This is a genomic window from Microbulbifer hydrolyticus (assembly GCF_009931115.1).
Taxonomy (GTDB): domain Bacteria; phylum Pseudomonadota; class Gammaproteobacteria; order Pseudomonadales; family Cellvibrionaceae; genus Microbulbifer; species Microbulbifer hydrolyticus.
Genome location: NZ_CP047491.1, coordinates 1995940 through 2010970, shown reverse-complemented (window position 1 = coordinate 2010970; position 15031 = coordinate 1995940). Strand labels below are relative to the sequence as shown.

Below are 15031 nucleotides of genomic sequence, written 5' to 3'. Positions count from 1 at the left end.
TTGCACGCCATGCCGATGCTCAATCGGCCCCTCCGAACAGGCCCAGCTGCCCATCCACCAGGCTGTCAAAATCGAGTTCTATGAAAGGCAATATGGCATCGGCCACCGGCTTGAGCTGCCGGTCGATATAGTGCTGGTAATCCATTGGTGACTGACGGTGATCCACCGGCTCCGGGCCATTGAGGGTGATCACGTATCGGATCCAGCCCTTGTTCTGATAGCGGGGTTCCAGTCCCTTTTGGCGGCGGTGTTCATCGGCCATTCGCGCGGCGCGGACTTGGGGTGGCACGTTTTTTACGTATTGATCCAACTTGCGCCGGAGTCGCTTGCGATACACCAGCTGCTCGTCCATCTCCCCTACCCGGGTTTTCGCCACCGTCTCGCGGATATAGTCGGACGGATCCTCACCGTGAAACACCATCCCGTAGAGCTGGGTCTGGAACTGTTTGGCCAGGGCCGTCCAGTCGCTGCGCACCGTTTCCAGGCCCTTGAATACCAGCTTTTCCTCGCCCGCCTTCACAACCAGGCCCGCATAGCGTTTCTTGGAGCCCGCCTCAGAGCCGCGAATGGTGGGCATCAGAAAGCGCTGATAGTGGGTTTCGAATTCCAGCTCCAGTTCGCACTCCAGCGCCAGCTCGTCTTTGAGCTTGTTCTGCCAGCGCGTATTGATCTCGCTGGCGAGCTTTTTGCCGATCGCGTCCGCCTCGTCCAGACTCGGTCCGCCGCTCAGCCAGACAAAGGTGGAATCGGTATCGCCGTAGATCACCTGGTGACCCAGCTCCTCAATCCAGCGGGCGGTCTGCTGCATGATCTCGTGACCCCGCAGGGTGATGGAGCTGGCGAGGCGCGTGTCGTAAAAACGGCAGCCCCCACTTCCCAGTACCCCGTAGAAGGAATTCATGATGATCTTGATGGCCTGGGAGCGGGCGGCATCCTGCTCCTGCTTGGCGATGTCGCGCTCCGCCCAGAGACTGGTAATGATGTCCGGCAGGAAGTGTTTGTCACGGGAGAAGCGCGCACCGCGAAAACCGGGAATGCTGTTGTCACCGGCCGCGCCCTCTTCCGTTCCCTCATCTGCTCCTTCAGCCAATCCTTCAACCAGGCCCATCGGATCGATCTTGAAGGTGCGGATAATGCTGGGATACAGGCTCTTGAAATCCAGCACCAGCACGTTGTCGTAAAGCCCGGGCCGGGAGTCCATCACATAGCCGCCGGGGCTCGCCAGGCCGCCGTCCGCCGGCAGGTTGGGCGCCACATAGCGGCTGCGGTGCAGCCTGGGGAGGTAGAGATTGGTAAAGGCCGCCACCGAGCCGCCGCTGCGGTCGAGCTCCAGGCCGGTAAGCTGGGCCCGCAGGCGCAGGTAATCCAGCAAGCGAGTGTGCTGGTAGATGTCCCAGACCAGGCGGCAGTCTTCCAGGTTGTAGGCGGCAAGCTTGGGTTTGTTATGGCGAAAGTCGTGTTCAATCGCCGCCAGGCGGTTGTCCACGTCTTCGGTGTCCTTGCCCCTGCCCAGCAGGGTCTGGGCCACGAACTCCAGGCTGAAGCTATCAAAGCTGTAGGTGGCGCTCTTCAGTCCGTCGATGCCGTCCAGTACCACCCGGCCCGGCAGCGTCACAAAGCCCGGCCCCCCTTCCCGACCATCCCGCCAGCGGGCCTCTGTGCCACCACGGCCCAGCTTCAGGCGCAGGCCATGGCGCCCGGCCCGTTTCAGCAGTAGCCGAAAATCAAAGTCCACCACGGCCCAGCCGATGATGATGTCCGGGTCCAGGCTTTTGATCCTGGCCTCCAGGGCCTCGAGCAATGCCCGCTCGTCATCCACCCAGTGGATGGTGGTATCGGCGGCCTCCGGTTTGCCCACCATCAGCACCTCTTCCACGCCATCACCGTAGAGACCGATGGAATACAGCTCACCCTGGCCGGAGCACTCCACGTCCAGGGAAACCACCGTGAAATCCGGCTGCACCTCGGCGCCCTTGAGACGCACGTGGCGGTATTCTGTATAGCCGTCTCTGGCCCGGGCCACACCTTCAAAGTAGAGGCCGCCCCGGGCAAAGCGCTCCATCAGGTAGCGGTCGTGAAGACGAAAGTCCGCTTCGAATATCTCGATGCCGCGATGTTGCAACAGGGTCTGGGCCAGGCGGTGGGCGTCGATGGTGGGGAAATACAGCATGGCCGCTTCCTCGCGGCCAAAGGTCTGGAAGCCCAGCTGCTGCCAGTCATGCGGCACGCCGGCCAGAGCCTCGGTCACCTGGGCGCGATCCGCCACCTTCACCATAAAGACCGGGCGCTCGCCTTCAATGACCAGCTTGACCGGGCCATCGGGTGTGGCCAGCCAGTAGTGGATGCAGGTGCTGCCGCGCTGATCAAAGCTGTGGCGGCTGAGGAGAAATCCTTGAGGCAAAAGGCTGTACTGGGTTGAGGCTTAGATTGAAGATGGGCGCCATTCTACTGGATAAATGAACAGATATCAGCAATCCCGGAAGCGTATATGAAGGCTCTGGCGGCCTCCGGTCTTCACCACGAAAGACGGGCGGCTACGCACGCCTCATCGGCGTGCAGCGAAAACGACCAGCGATTACGCTCACACAGCCGTTGAACGATACCCAGGCCCAGACCATAGCCGTGGGACGACGTATGGGTCGCTGCGTGCTCCTCATTCGCTTCATTACTCACCTGATTGGTGACGAACAGCTCGTGCTCCTTGACGTGAATCGTGATTGGCCCCTGCCCTTCAAGCGTGTGCTCGAACGCATTGCGTACCAGATTATTGACCGCGATAGAGAAAGCCTGTGAATGTCCGCAGGCAACGGGCTTTGATAGATCATCGATTTCCACATCGACACACTTGCCATTCAACAGGTGGCGCTGCTGATCTATCGCCTGGCTTACCAGCGGCATCACGAAAAACTGCTCGTCGTACAGCCCATCGTCAGTTTCACGAGCAAGGCACAAGAACATTTCAATCGTGGCTTTCATTTCGAAGGTCGCACACCTCACTCGAGCTATAGTCTTCTCATCGGTCGCAGACAGATCGCTTTGCTCTAACAGCTCAAGTGCGCCCATTATCACAGTGATAGGTGTCCGCAACTCATGGCTGGCTGAACCGGTAAAGTATCGCTCCCGCTCAACAAATGCACTGATACGCTCCAGTGTCTTTTCGATGGTCTCAGCGAGCAGGCCAACCTCATCATCGCCGAACCGGCTGGACGCTATGCGTTTATGATCCTCGCCCGATAGTTGTTCCGGGTCGATAGCCGCAACCACTTTGGCGAGTTGCGTGACCGGGGCGACCGCTCTGCGCATCACAAGCACGCCCAGCCCAAAACCAAGCACACCGAGCGTACCCACAACACCGCTGATCACAAGCAGCAACCACCAGTCCTCGGACGACGCCGCCTCAATGCCGGCAACATCGAAAACCACAAATGCGGTTCCCTGTTCGTTGTTAGTAGGTATGACCGCGACATGCAACTCTTCGGCATCGAATTCGTACAAACCTTCAGCGGGGTTTGCCCGCGCCCACTCCCTGAGTGATACCGGCAAGCTATCAGCCTCTTCGTATCCGCGAAGGTTCGTCGTCAGGGAAGGATAGTTTTCGGCGGCATGCTGTAGCTGTTGCGTCAGTACACGGTCTTCGCTCAACCTGATCGCAGCGAAGAATGCGAATCCCCAGACCACGCTGAGTACAGCAACACACACCGCAAATGCAATGGCGACACGCGTGCGCAAACTGTGCCGATACATTACTGGGCTTCCTCCGCAATGCGGTACCCAATGCGATGCACCGTGTGAATTAACGGGCTATCAAACGGCCTGTCGATAGCCTGCCGCAGCTTGTACAAATGGGAGCGAAGCGCATCACCATCGGGGCGCTCGTCCGCCCACAACAGTATTTCGAGATCATCGCGAGTTACAACAGACGGCGACACTTCCATCAGTCGCTGAAGCAGCCTCATACCTGCAGGGCTGAGATCGATGTGCTGCCCCGCGCGACGCACCTGCAGCGTGGACCTGTTCATCGTAAGATCACCTACTGTTAACAGGTTCGAAGTTTTCCCGTGCCTACGTTTGTACAGCGCCTGCAGCCGCGCATGTAGCTCCTGTAATGCGAACGGTTTAACCAAATAGTCATCGGCTCCAGCCTCGAACCCCTTGAGCTTATCGTCAAGCGTGTCCCTCGCCGTTAGCATGAGCACGGGCGTTTCCACTCCGGCATCCGTCCGTAGCTTTTGGCAGAAACTCAGGCCATCCATACCCGGCAACATCAGGTCCAGAACGATAACGTCAAACCGATTCGTCAACGCCAGATGCATTGCGCTTATACCGTCATAGGCAAAGTCCATAACGTAGTTATGCTTTTCAAGATACGCGGCAATGTTCTCGCAAATACCGCGACTGTCTTCGACAATCAACACCCTGATCGGCACGGCACCAAGCGCATGTCCCATCTACTGCCCTCCCCTTACCAGGCACGATTTACCAGGTATGTTCTTACCAGGCATAGTCTAAACGCAGGCCAATCAGCGGCTCGGCTTCGCTATCATCTTTCACTACAACGCCCCGGCGGTAGTCAAACTCGGATTCGTCGCTCGACGACGCTGCGGTTACATTGATCACATCGAGAAAGGCGGTTACATCGATGGGACCAAATGCACGCCGATAGTCTACGCGAACGTTGAACAAGCCGGAACCGCTTTTGCGGCCTACATTACGCTCAGTAATCTCTTTCGAGTAGCGCAGTGGTTGCCCTGCTCCCAACACGTCTGAGTGAACAATAAACAAGTCGTCTGGCGTGCCGGAAAGGTACTTGTAGCGCCCGGCGACCTTCCAGCGATCGCTGATCTCCCAGGTCAGACCGAGGGTAGCGACATGCTCGCGGCTGAAATCGGCAGCCACCTGCCCGCGACCATCTTTCCGGTCGACTTTTGCATCGTTATATGAGTAAGTTGCGGTAGCGTAGATGCCCTCGCGAATCATCCGGTTGGCCACGATATCGACCCCGTACGATGTACCGTCACCGATGTTGGCAAAGATACCGCTAGCGCGATCGAGGTCCACAACCAGGTTATCGAGGCTTTGGTAATAGGCTTCCGTCAACACCGACCAATTGTTGTTCGGGACATATTCATACCCGATACTGGCGTGCGTAATGACTTCGTTTTCAAGTTCGTTCGACTCGTTCGCGGCCAGTTCCAAGAACCGTGGTGACTGATGATACAGCCCTGCTGTCGCAAAGTATCGGATCGTTGTACTCGGCTGCCAATTGACGCTGAACCTGGGCGACGCGAAGCTTTCGTCTGCAAAACCATCCCGCTCAAACCGCACACCTGTGCGAACATCCCAATCGCCGCGCTCAAAGGCTTGCTCTACGTAACCGGCATAGCCCGTTTCTTTCTGTCTTAGTGAAGAGTTGATGCTCTCGGGCGTCAGCACGATAAAACGCTGATCGGGGTCTGCCCTAAAATCATCGTCGTCGTAGACAAACCGGATCCAGTCGCCATCCAGGACGGTGTCATAGGCCAGTTCAATTTGCGTGACGCGCACACCGGCACTAAACACGCCCCATTGATTCACAGTCTCGAAGTCGCTTCGCCAACCGATCTCTGTCTCGTTTTCACCGATGGTAATAATATCTTCCCGCACCGGAAAACTTGACGCGGGCGATCCCTCTGGTACGAGATCAGGGAATGACTCCCCTTCTGAACTGATCTTGTCGCTGGCCCGGTAGTACAGCTTATTGGTCAAGACCGCTTCTTCACCGACCAATGATCGCAATGTCAGACCATACAAATCACTATCTTGCTCAGAGTACTGAAGTGCAACATCTTCGAAGTTGGGCGACGCAAAAACGTGGGTTACGCCGCGGCGATAGTCTTCGTGTGTATCCATCATCAGAACTTCAAAGGTATGGTTCTGATTGATTGGCATGACCGACTTTACGATAACGTCTCTTAACACCGGCTCCCCAATGTCGAGCTCTTCAATCGTTTCAAATAGAGCGCCGAAATCCAGTCGCCGAGCGGAAACGAGCAATGTAGAGTCTTCGGTGATACCGGTAGGGCCGTCGTAGCCAATTTCATAGCCGGCAAGGTCGTAGCGGAAACTCGCTGAGGGGCTTGGGTTACCATCGGCGACCTCCAGGTTGAGTAGCGATGCAGCCCGGCCGCCATAAGCCGCACTCCACCCGCCCGGTGAAAACTCTGCGCCACTAATCACGTTCGGTGCGAAAATTGAGAAACGACCGCCCCCACCGACATCCTCTTCTTCGCCGAGAGTCGCATCAAAGTGCACTGCTTTATCAAAGGGAAAGTCATCAACAAATATCAGATTATCTCTTGGACCACGGCCACGCACGCTAAAACTCGCGAATTCACTGGCGGATGCCAGGCCAGGTAAACCGTCCAGCGACAGCAGCGGATCTGCGCCGCCGCCAACCGCACTGCGCAACGCTTCTCTATTGAGATAGGTGCTGTTAACGGCCAATGCTTCCACTTGCTGCCCCAGAACCGACACTTCCTCCAGCGCCTGCTGCCCAAGCTCGAATTCAATCTTGACATTTTTGCGTGTAACCACGCGCACGCTTGGCTGATACGATGAAGCAAACCCGTTTTTGGCTACGCTCACCGAGTAGAGACCGGGGTCCAGCTGCTCAACGACGATGCGGCCTTGTGCATCGGTTACTACAGATCGTGTGGAATTGGTTTCCCGTTCTTCGAGCGTGATCTGCACAGACGAGAGTGGGCGGTCGGTATTCTGGTCCTTGACGATGAACGTCAGCGCACCCGGTGCCTCTGCTGCATGGGTAACAAGTGGAAATCCAATCAGGTACGCCGATAGAGCCAACCACGATGCCTGCCTCAATTGCCTGCTCATAATGCCATCCCCAAATATTGGCTGTATTTATTTGATGAAACACCGAGAGGTTAGCAACGCCAATGTGAACAAAATGTCGCTGAGATGTGAAAGCTACATGAGCCTGCCGAAACTGCCCATTAATTAACCAGTTTCGATAGCTGGAATTGCGTCCCAAAAAGCATGCAGAGCAGTATTAGCGCCTGGGGATAGCCGCTGCGTGCACTTTTGGCATGTAAAGTCTGTTGTTTTTTTGATCAGCCGAAAAAGCGTGTATTACACTTTTTATTCAATGGGTATTTAAGGAGTTACCTTGAATGAAACGGATTTTGAAATTTTCACCGATCCTGGCGCCACTGGCTTTGGCGGTTAGCAGCACCGTCTCGGCCAATCCCCTCGGCCTGACCGGACCACAGGACATGATTATCCGGGTCGGCGGCTACTACATTGAGCCCAATGACGACCAGGTTAGCTTTGTCGACGAGACCTTCGAGTATTTCGATGCGTTCCGCTCAAACGTTGACCCGGGTTCTGAGTGGGGCTGGTATATGAACCTCGAGTGGAAACCTACGGAGCACTGGGGCATCGAGCTTGGCTATATGGATGGCGACAGCCATTCCAGCAGTCACGGTGACGACTTTTTCACCTTCGGCTTCGACGACGTCGACTATCGTGACGTGGTCAGTTTTGATGCCGACATCAGCACCTTAAGCCTTAAATACTACCCCCTGGATGACACCTGCATGGTTCAGCCCTATATAGGTGGTGGAATTAGCTATACCGACTTTGGTACAGGCAAGCTCAGGCGTGAACTGCGGGACGACCTGGCAGACTTTGGTCTGCGTGGCGACTTCGATATGGGGTATGCCTGGGGCTATACCTGGCAAATGGGTATGGACTTCAATTTCGGGCGCGATAGCTCCTGGCTGGTAAATGTCGCCGCAATGTACGCCAGATCCGAGACAGATCTGCGGGTACGGGTATTTGACGACGTACCGCCGCCCCCGGATGTAGACCCTATTTTTGAGTCCTATTCCGGCGACTACAGCTATGATCCCTGGATGTTTAATCTGTCAGTAGGGTATAAATTCTCCTTCTGACGCAACAAATTCGGCAGATTATATTGGGCGCTTCGGCGCCCATTTTTTGGGATGGAAAAACCGCCTGATTCTGTGTGCACGCCAAACCACTATACGCATCCGGCCACTCTAGTGCGCATGATGCGCTCTCAAGTACCTCAATGCCGTGATCTCACAGCTTGGCCTAGGATCGGCGTTGCCATCTTCTTGAAAAGGGTATCTTTAGGTTCGGCGAATACTGGGGCGTGGTTTTCCTCTGAAAATTTCAGGCGACATCTGTCCTGACTTAGGGGGATACCAAGGCGGGCCAATAATTCTTCCGGTCTAAAATCCGCACAATTCAGTCTGATCGTTTTTTAAACACTCTAATATTGGCGTCAGTGTATGGATTTGGCAGTGGAAACCGCAGAGACATAAAGTGCCAATAGTTTACGCTACCCCCAATATACCACTAATTGATGACCCCATTTGTTATCATTTGATACATTTATTAGTCCCGACAACGCAGCTATCGGAACTATATTTAGTGGGGTCAAAAGTGTTCTTTAGTTCGGCTCCAATACACCTCTAGTTTCTTCTTTAAGCTTGATAGCCTTATCAAATCTTTGATCTAGAGTGGGTTCAATTTGGTCCATTAATTCTTCTAGAATTTCTACATCATCTATCTCGCCTTTCGACTGGAAAATACTTTCTGCGCTCTCTTTTAAAAGACTGCGAAGAGCCGTGCTTGATGTAGGTTCAACAATTCTAGGATCGGTGCTGTCATTTTCTAATGATGATTTGTACTTCCACCATGCTCCGATACGTACACCGATGTATAGAATTATAGAGCTTCTGGTTGAGCAGCCACCGGCTCTGCAAGCCTGATAAAACATTCTGTCGGCTGCGCGGCGCTCTTGGCGAGCATTCGCGTTCACACAAGCAACGTCATGGACGATTGATGCTCTTCTATAGTCTCCCACATATGGAGGTCCGATGATCGACCAGAACGCTCTTGGGATGCTCGCTCCATCAATCAAAGACCCTGCAGGGGCAAGCCAGACTGAGCCATTTTTATCTGTAAAATGAAAATCTTCCATCAGATACATCCGGCGGTCCGCTCCGGACTCTGAAATCCAAGTGGTCTTGGGATCTCCTGAAAATTTTGCGGTCATAGCATTTCCTTTGATTTTATGATTTCTCTTCAACTTTTAAGGGCGATTCGGGCGAACTAATTCACTGAAAGCGATTGTGTATTATTGTCAATTTTTCTTGAGCGACCGCTCTGTATTTCTTGGATTTCGGGCATCACAAGATTCAAGTAAAATAAAAGTATTTTATTGTCATGCTACTATGCTGTGCACAGATCAGAAGTCAAAAATATTTACTGACAGTAAAACTACGGCGATGATTAAAATCCACTCATTTTAGAACCTAATTTTCATCAAATATCATATGTCAGGTCACGCTTGAAAAAACGACGCCGTAGCACATTAAACGGATGGCCTCTGTTTTATTGAGAATTAGCTCATACAATTTTGATAGCGACTTAGATCACATGAAAATAAACTAAATGTGATGATTCTTCTGTCTTTGCACTTCTCTATCCACCAAAACACTGACCCAGGCTAGACGTGGATACGCTTTCGGCAATGTATTGCTCTGTTCCAAAGATGCGCTCGAAATCAGATTTAAATTCATCGAGTGGCCGTTTTTGGTCGATATTCCAAAGCATAATTGCGCTAGCAAGAGTTGGGCTGATTCCCGTAGAATTACATTCCTCGCCAAATATAGGAGTCCTGTCCGCATCACTATGTTTAACCTGACCTCTGTAAGTAGTGAATCTAGTTATTGGCAGGCACTCCACCTTTGCCGTAACTCTATTATTTTTCACCTCGCAAGATCCACGCTCAACATGACTTTGTGAATATGAGTCCTGAATTAGATGAAGTAACGCCCCCGTCGCATTGATTCTAGCTTTATCAAAACGACTCGGGCCAATCTCTTCATAGCAACCTGTGGACGACAGGGGATTGGGACACTTAAGTGTAAAAAGAGTTGTTAGTTTCCATTTTGGATCTTTGACGTTCTCGCAAGGGATAGCAGTAGAGTTTGGAAGTAGAGCTTTGCTGAACAAGTCGTCACCTGAAAAATATGAGCAATATTCCTGATCCAGCTCTTGATCTGACAAATGCCGAGAGGCAACCTTATATAAAAACATACCCCAATCGGAAATTTTCTTATAAGTATCTTCAGGGGGCTCTCCGATAGAGCTTGCCTGTGAATGTAAAAATTGCATATCTCCGTTATGAGAGTTGCACAACAATCCATCGTTGATGTCATTTCTTCCGTTCGGATTGTCATTCAGGAATTGGTTGCAAGTTGTCAGCATATTTACGCTAAACTTTGCGATCCCCCTCAAACCTATTTGACGTGTTGGGTCGTCAGGCCATCGCACGGCTTCTTCTAGATCCGGATACTTTGCGCTATACCCACGTGCTCGCCGATACCAGGCGGAAAAGTCTAGAAATGATATTGATGAATCATGAATCCAAGTCATATCGACATCGCTAGCGGTATATAACTCATTTTCGCAGGAGGTCGGCTTTGAATTTTCATCAGACTGGTCGAAGCAAATTTTCGCAGCCCTAGTGATTGCCTCATGAATATCCGCCTTTGGAGATATTGTGTATCCAAAAGCGAGCGTGGAGTATATTAGAAAAAATGTGGCGACTGTAATTGGGCGCGTAATATGGATCATGAGAAAACCTTTCTCGGTTCTTTTGAATCTCTAAATGAGCTGGCGTTGTGTGCAATATTTGCACGTAGTGAGGTCAAAACGGTTGCAGGCCTAGCCGCTCCGATAAACTGCAATTCGAAACGCACCAAAATATCTCATTATTATGATGAGAGACAACTCATATTAAATATTGAAATATCGTATTTCAAAATGTAACTACACTGGCTGGACATCCATTTCGGTGGGGCACCGATGCCTTAATTTTATGACATTTTTATTTCATTATGGAAATGACCAAAAAGGGTCAACGTTGCAATATCTTTTCAACTTGTACCATTCGTAAATCCGTGATGCGGAACGAATAAACGTACATGGTGGTTCACGATCGAAAACCTTAGATATTTTGGAATCAATATTTGGGAAGTCGTAAAATATTGGCGCCCTATTCCCCTGCAGCCTCCGCTGTCAATACGTAAATCTGACTCCAATTATTGATCTGGATCAATTGATAAGACTGGATCAATGGATCCGACGCTGTGCTTCACTGGACCGGGGGTTAAGCGGCTCGTGTACCAGGCGTACCTGATCGCGCTTATCCGCTTTCTTTTCAGCCTTCTTTCCTTTTTCCTTTTTCTTTGGCTGCTCACGTTCCTGGCGCGAAGCCGGCTTCGTGGAAGTGTTGCGCCGATCATCTGGCGTACTACGCGGGCGTTGGCCGCGCTGGCTTTGTGGCTTGGGTCTGTCGCGCACCGTGCGGCGATCGATTCCCGGACGCTCTACTGCCGGAACAACGCGTGGGTCGCGAATAACAGTCGGCTTGTCCGCACGTTTAACTACCCGCTCGTCCCGACCTGGATTTCCACGTGGATTCCGGCGGTCACTATGCCGATCCCCATCCCGGTTATCCGCCTGAGATGCCCGCCGCTTTGGCTCGGCCATGCCAACAAACCTATGTTCGCCGCCTCGGCCAGGATTCTGGCGCTTCTCACGACGATCCAGGACTATCTCACGACGATCCTGCCTCTTCTCACGACGATCCAGGGCTTTCTCACGACGACCCTGGCCTTTGTCACGGCGATCATATCGATTCCCGTTGCTGTCAAGCCGGTCCCGCCGGTTGTAACCGTCGTCATGACCGTGCCGGCGCGGCGGTCTGTCGTGGTGCCCTCCGGCATAGTGATGACCATGGCGACGCAGGCGCGTATGCCAGCGATCATTGAAGTTTGCCGAGATATAAAAGTTGGGGGCTGGATACCAACGGCCACCCCAGTGACTGGCACTGATCCAGTGGTCCTGATACCAACGATAGTAGCGCCCCTGTCGATAGAAAACGTCACTGCGGTCGTAGAATACGTAAACGCCGAGGGTATCGTCGTAGTAGCGATAGCCGGGATCGGTAATCACTGAATAGGAGTAAACCGGAGGAGCCTTCCGGACATAGGTGCCCCCCACGACCACCGGCGGGGCTGCTGGGTAGGTGACACAGCCACCGAGCGTCAAAGTGATGGTGAGAGCGGCGAGTAATCTGTATGGGACCTGGCGCATGGTGCGTTTTCCTTGAATTCACACCTGCTTTTTAACCTGGCACAACTGAATCGCCGCTGAATCTACGCAATGGGGTCACCCATTTATTCTATTCGACGTCAATGAACTAGGTAGCGGATTTTAGTCTGGGCTTTACTACTGTGAGGTGAAATTGCTGAGCAAACCGAACTCCCCTTTCCCAAACCCACCAAAATACGATGCCAACGACGAGCGCAAATACAACGGCAACGGAAGAATCAATATCGCCCAGCAAGAGATGAAGGACTTGTTTTGCTTTAAAATGGCTCAAGTATATGTACATTGAGGCCGATGCCACCAAAGAAAAGACTGTCGACAGAGACCAGGGGAGCTTGATAAACGGCACCCAAAGTAACAACATCGCACCAATAAACATATAGTCAGCGCGTTCGAACCGGCCATCGAAAAGCGATTGGTATAACAATATAATGGCCAACATTGTTGTTACCAGTTTCTCTTTTCTTAACTCAGCCACACCAATAAGTGCGCCCAGCGAAAAGACTCCCAGCATTATATGTGGTACACGGTGGTATAAATACTCTGTATTCCACGCCACCTCGATTAGGCTAGCAACGCCGTACGAAACCAACACCATTACAAAAATAAAGTAAAACTGATATTTGCCTGCACCTTTCCGAACAATAGAAAGAGAGAATATTAAAAATATAATTACGTATACTTGAATCAGCACCTCAATAAACCAAAATGAGCGCCCACCAAAAGCATCAGGCGGCCAGTAATTACTAACGAGAAACAGAGCTGGCAAATCTAGACGCCCAGATAAGACCGAAAAAAAACCTAGGACGAACACAGTGGGCAGAAAAATCCGCCATAGTAGTGAAAAAACGGGAAGCACCGAATCTTTATGGATGATGGCGGGCAACTGGAAACGGGAGAAGTTAAACCCCGCGACAACGAATAACAACGCCGCCCCTCCAGGGAGGGAAAAAAACTTGAAGTGACCCGAGACAATAGTGAAAATTGAAAATGCACGCAAAAAAATCGATATTTCGAAGGGCTTTAGCCAGTGACTGGTTGATTTCGAAAAGGACAGCTCCTCCAGCTCCCGCATAGTTAAGATCTGCCATTTGTCCGGCAAAAATCCCAGATGCTCTTCCAGGGTAACCGTCGCCTCCACATAAGATAGAGAGTCGCCTCCGAGACTGATAAACGAATCTCCATCTTCGACCCTATCTATCTGTAGTATATTGGCCAGATCATCTCGGAAATTGTTTTTTCGTGCCTTTCCCTTCGCACTCGAGTCAGCAATAATTTTCTGGTAATCAAATTTTCCAGACGGTAACAATGGCAACTCCACATACTCCAATACCGTCACAGACGACGGCGGAATATCAAGAAATTCCGACACTTTTCTCCTGACTTCTTTCTGATTTTTCAGCACGGCCACCACGAGTTGTCCATCAGTTCCCGTGCAAATCGCGCGTTCGCCCATCTCATTTAGCCGCAGTTCAACTTCATCAAGATTGGTTCTCACCCCGTATATCTTGATAAACCGCTTGATTCTTCCGACTATATAATACAAACCGTTTGATTTTTTTGCGGCGAGATCACCGGTCCGCAGCGTGCTAACCTCGTCACCTTTGATAAGGTCCTGCCCGGACTCAGCGTATCCCATCATTACATTCGGACCAGTATAGGAAAGCTCTCCCGGCTCTTCATACGCGGAAATCTCTCGACCCTCATCGTCCAGCAGTTTCAATTTACCGTTGGGAACTGGGATACCGATGCACCCTTCATTACCTGCCAGCTCTTCAGGAGGGACGTAGGCAATCCTGGCGGTGGCTTCAGTCTGACCGTACATGACATAAAACTTTATGTCATTTTCTGAAAAAATCGTGTGGAATTTTTTCACTTTTTCCGGTGATAGCCTTCCTCCAGCTTGTGTAACAAATCGCAAGTCATGCGGCTTCTTTGGAAGGAAATCGATTTTTTCCAGAATTTCGAAAGTGTAGGGAACACCGGCGAAGTTCGTCACCCTGAGGTCGTCAATGTTTTGCCAAAAAACCTCATCTTTAACCGATGCGTTCGATATGACGATGGAGGCTCCAGCTACCAGATGACTGTTAATTACAGACAGCCCATAGGAGTAATGAAATGGCAAGCTGGTTATCCCTCGATCGTTGCCATCCAGCTTTAGATATTCCGCAATGGATTTTGCATTTGAAATTATGTTCTCACGAGACAGGCGAACAAACTTGGCACTACCCGTGGACCCAGATGTAGAAAGCAGTACGGCAAGATCATCGTGGCATTCCACACTCATTCCAGTGGCATTAATCTGCCAGTCATCATCAACCTTTTGAACAAGAAGAGAAGGAGAATAACTATCTACGGTCCTGTTTTTACTTATAGAACCTGGAGCCAACAACATACAGGGCATGTGGTAACGTACAGCGCTCAGATAGGCGATGACAGGTGTAAGCTCATTCGCACACTCAATGGCAATCAATCCTCGATGTGTAAAATGAGAATCGGCGAACTCCGCTGTAAGTTCCGCAAGTTGTGCATAGGTGATTTCTTTTGAATCAATTAGAAGAACGGCCTGTGATTTTTCACTCTGGAGAACCGCATCCAAGATATCCATATTTCATCCTTGTAGAACTTTTACAGCAGCAATCCTTAATATCCGCCACTGCTCATTTATATGCAAATAGGTTTTGGCAGGCACACTGCCATGCAGCCGTCTACGACACGACATGCAATACAATTTAATTTCGAAGAAAAAATAGAAACTATCTATTCACCTAGTGCTTCCACCTGAATTGGTCGCACACCATACCTTCTGCAAATTCGCGCA

Annotated in this window: 9 protein-coding genes; 1 reads left to right on the top strand and 8 read right to left on the bottom strand. The window is 51.4% G+C overall.

Translation table 11 applies throughout. The features are described from left to right. Positions 1 to 19: 19 nt before the first annotated feature. The 4 genes from GTQ55_RS08450 to GTQ55_RS08435 form a co-directional block, all read right to left on the bottom strand. Positions 20 to 2401, bottom strand: a complete 2382-nt coding sequence (locus GTQ55_RS08450) for a DNA polymerase II (RefSeq protein WP_161858337.1) — start codon at positions 2399 to 2401, stop codon at positions 20 to 22. Positions 2402 to 2514: 113 nt separating this feature from the next. Further along, entirely contained in the window at positions 2515 to 3744 is a 1230-nt protein-coding gene (locus tag GTQ55_RS08445) for a sensor histidine kinase (RefSeq protein WP_161858336.1), read from the bottom strand. After that, complete coding sequence (locus GTQ55_RS08440; RefSeq protein ID WP_221296182.1) at positions 3744 to 4448, bottom strand: response regulator transcription factor; 705 nt, start codon at positions 4446 to 4448, stop codon at positions 3744 to 3746. The genes GTQ55_RS08445 and GTQ55_RS08440 overlap by 1 nt, the downstream gene beginning before the upstream one ends. 43 nt (positions 4449 to 4491) lie before the next feature. After that, positions 4492 to 6873: a TonB-dependent receptor gene (locus GTQ55_RS08435; protein ID WP_161858335.1), complete on the bottom strand. Its 2382-nt coding sequence runs from the start codon at positions 6871 to 6873 to the stop codon at positions 4492 to 4494. Between the two features lie 296 nt (positions 6874 to 7169). Between GTQ55_RS08435 and GTQ55_RS08430 the strand changes: the two genes are divergently transcribed. Further along, entirely contained in the window at positions 7170 to 7952 is a 783-nt protein-coding gene (locus GTQ55_RS08430; protein WP_161858334.1) for an OmpW/AlkL family protein, read from the top strand. 524 nt (positions 7953 to 8476) lie between these two features. Here the strand turns inward: GTQ55_RS08430 and GTQ55_RS08425 are convergent. From GTQ55_RS08425 to GTQ55_RS08410, 4 genes are all read right to left on the bottom strand, one after another. After that, a complete protein-coding gene (locus GTQ55_RS08425; RefSeq protein ID WP_161858333.1) occupies positions 8477 to 9085 on the bottom strand; it encodes a DUF1353 domain-containing protein in 609 nt (202 codons plus the stop codon). Between the two features lie 428 nt (positions 9086 to 9513). Continuing rightward, the gene (locus GTQ55_RS08420) at positions 9514 to 10671 is read right to left on the bottom strand and encodes a hypothetical protein (protein ID WP_161858332.1); all 1158 of its coding nucleotides are present in this window, start codon (positions 10669 to 10671) and stop codon (positions 9514 to 9516) included. A 498-nt stretch (positions 10672 to 11169) separates the two neighbouring features. Continuing rightward, complete coding sequence (locus GTQ55_RS08415) at positions 11170 to 12195, bottom strand: hypothetical protein (RefSeq protein WP_161858331.1); 1026 nt, start codon at positions 12193 to 12195, stop codon at positions 11170 to 11172. 106 nt (positions 12196 to 12301) lie between these two features. After that, positions 12302 to 14818 (bottom strand): AMP-binding protein, encoded by a 2517-nt coding sequence (locus tag GTQ55_RS08410; protein ID WP_161858330.1) that lies wholly within the window; start codon positions 14816 to 14818, stop codon positions 12302 to 12304. Between the last annotated feature and the right edge of the window lie 213 nt (positions 14819 to 15031).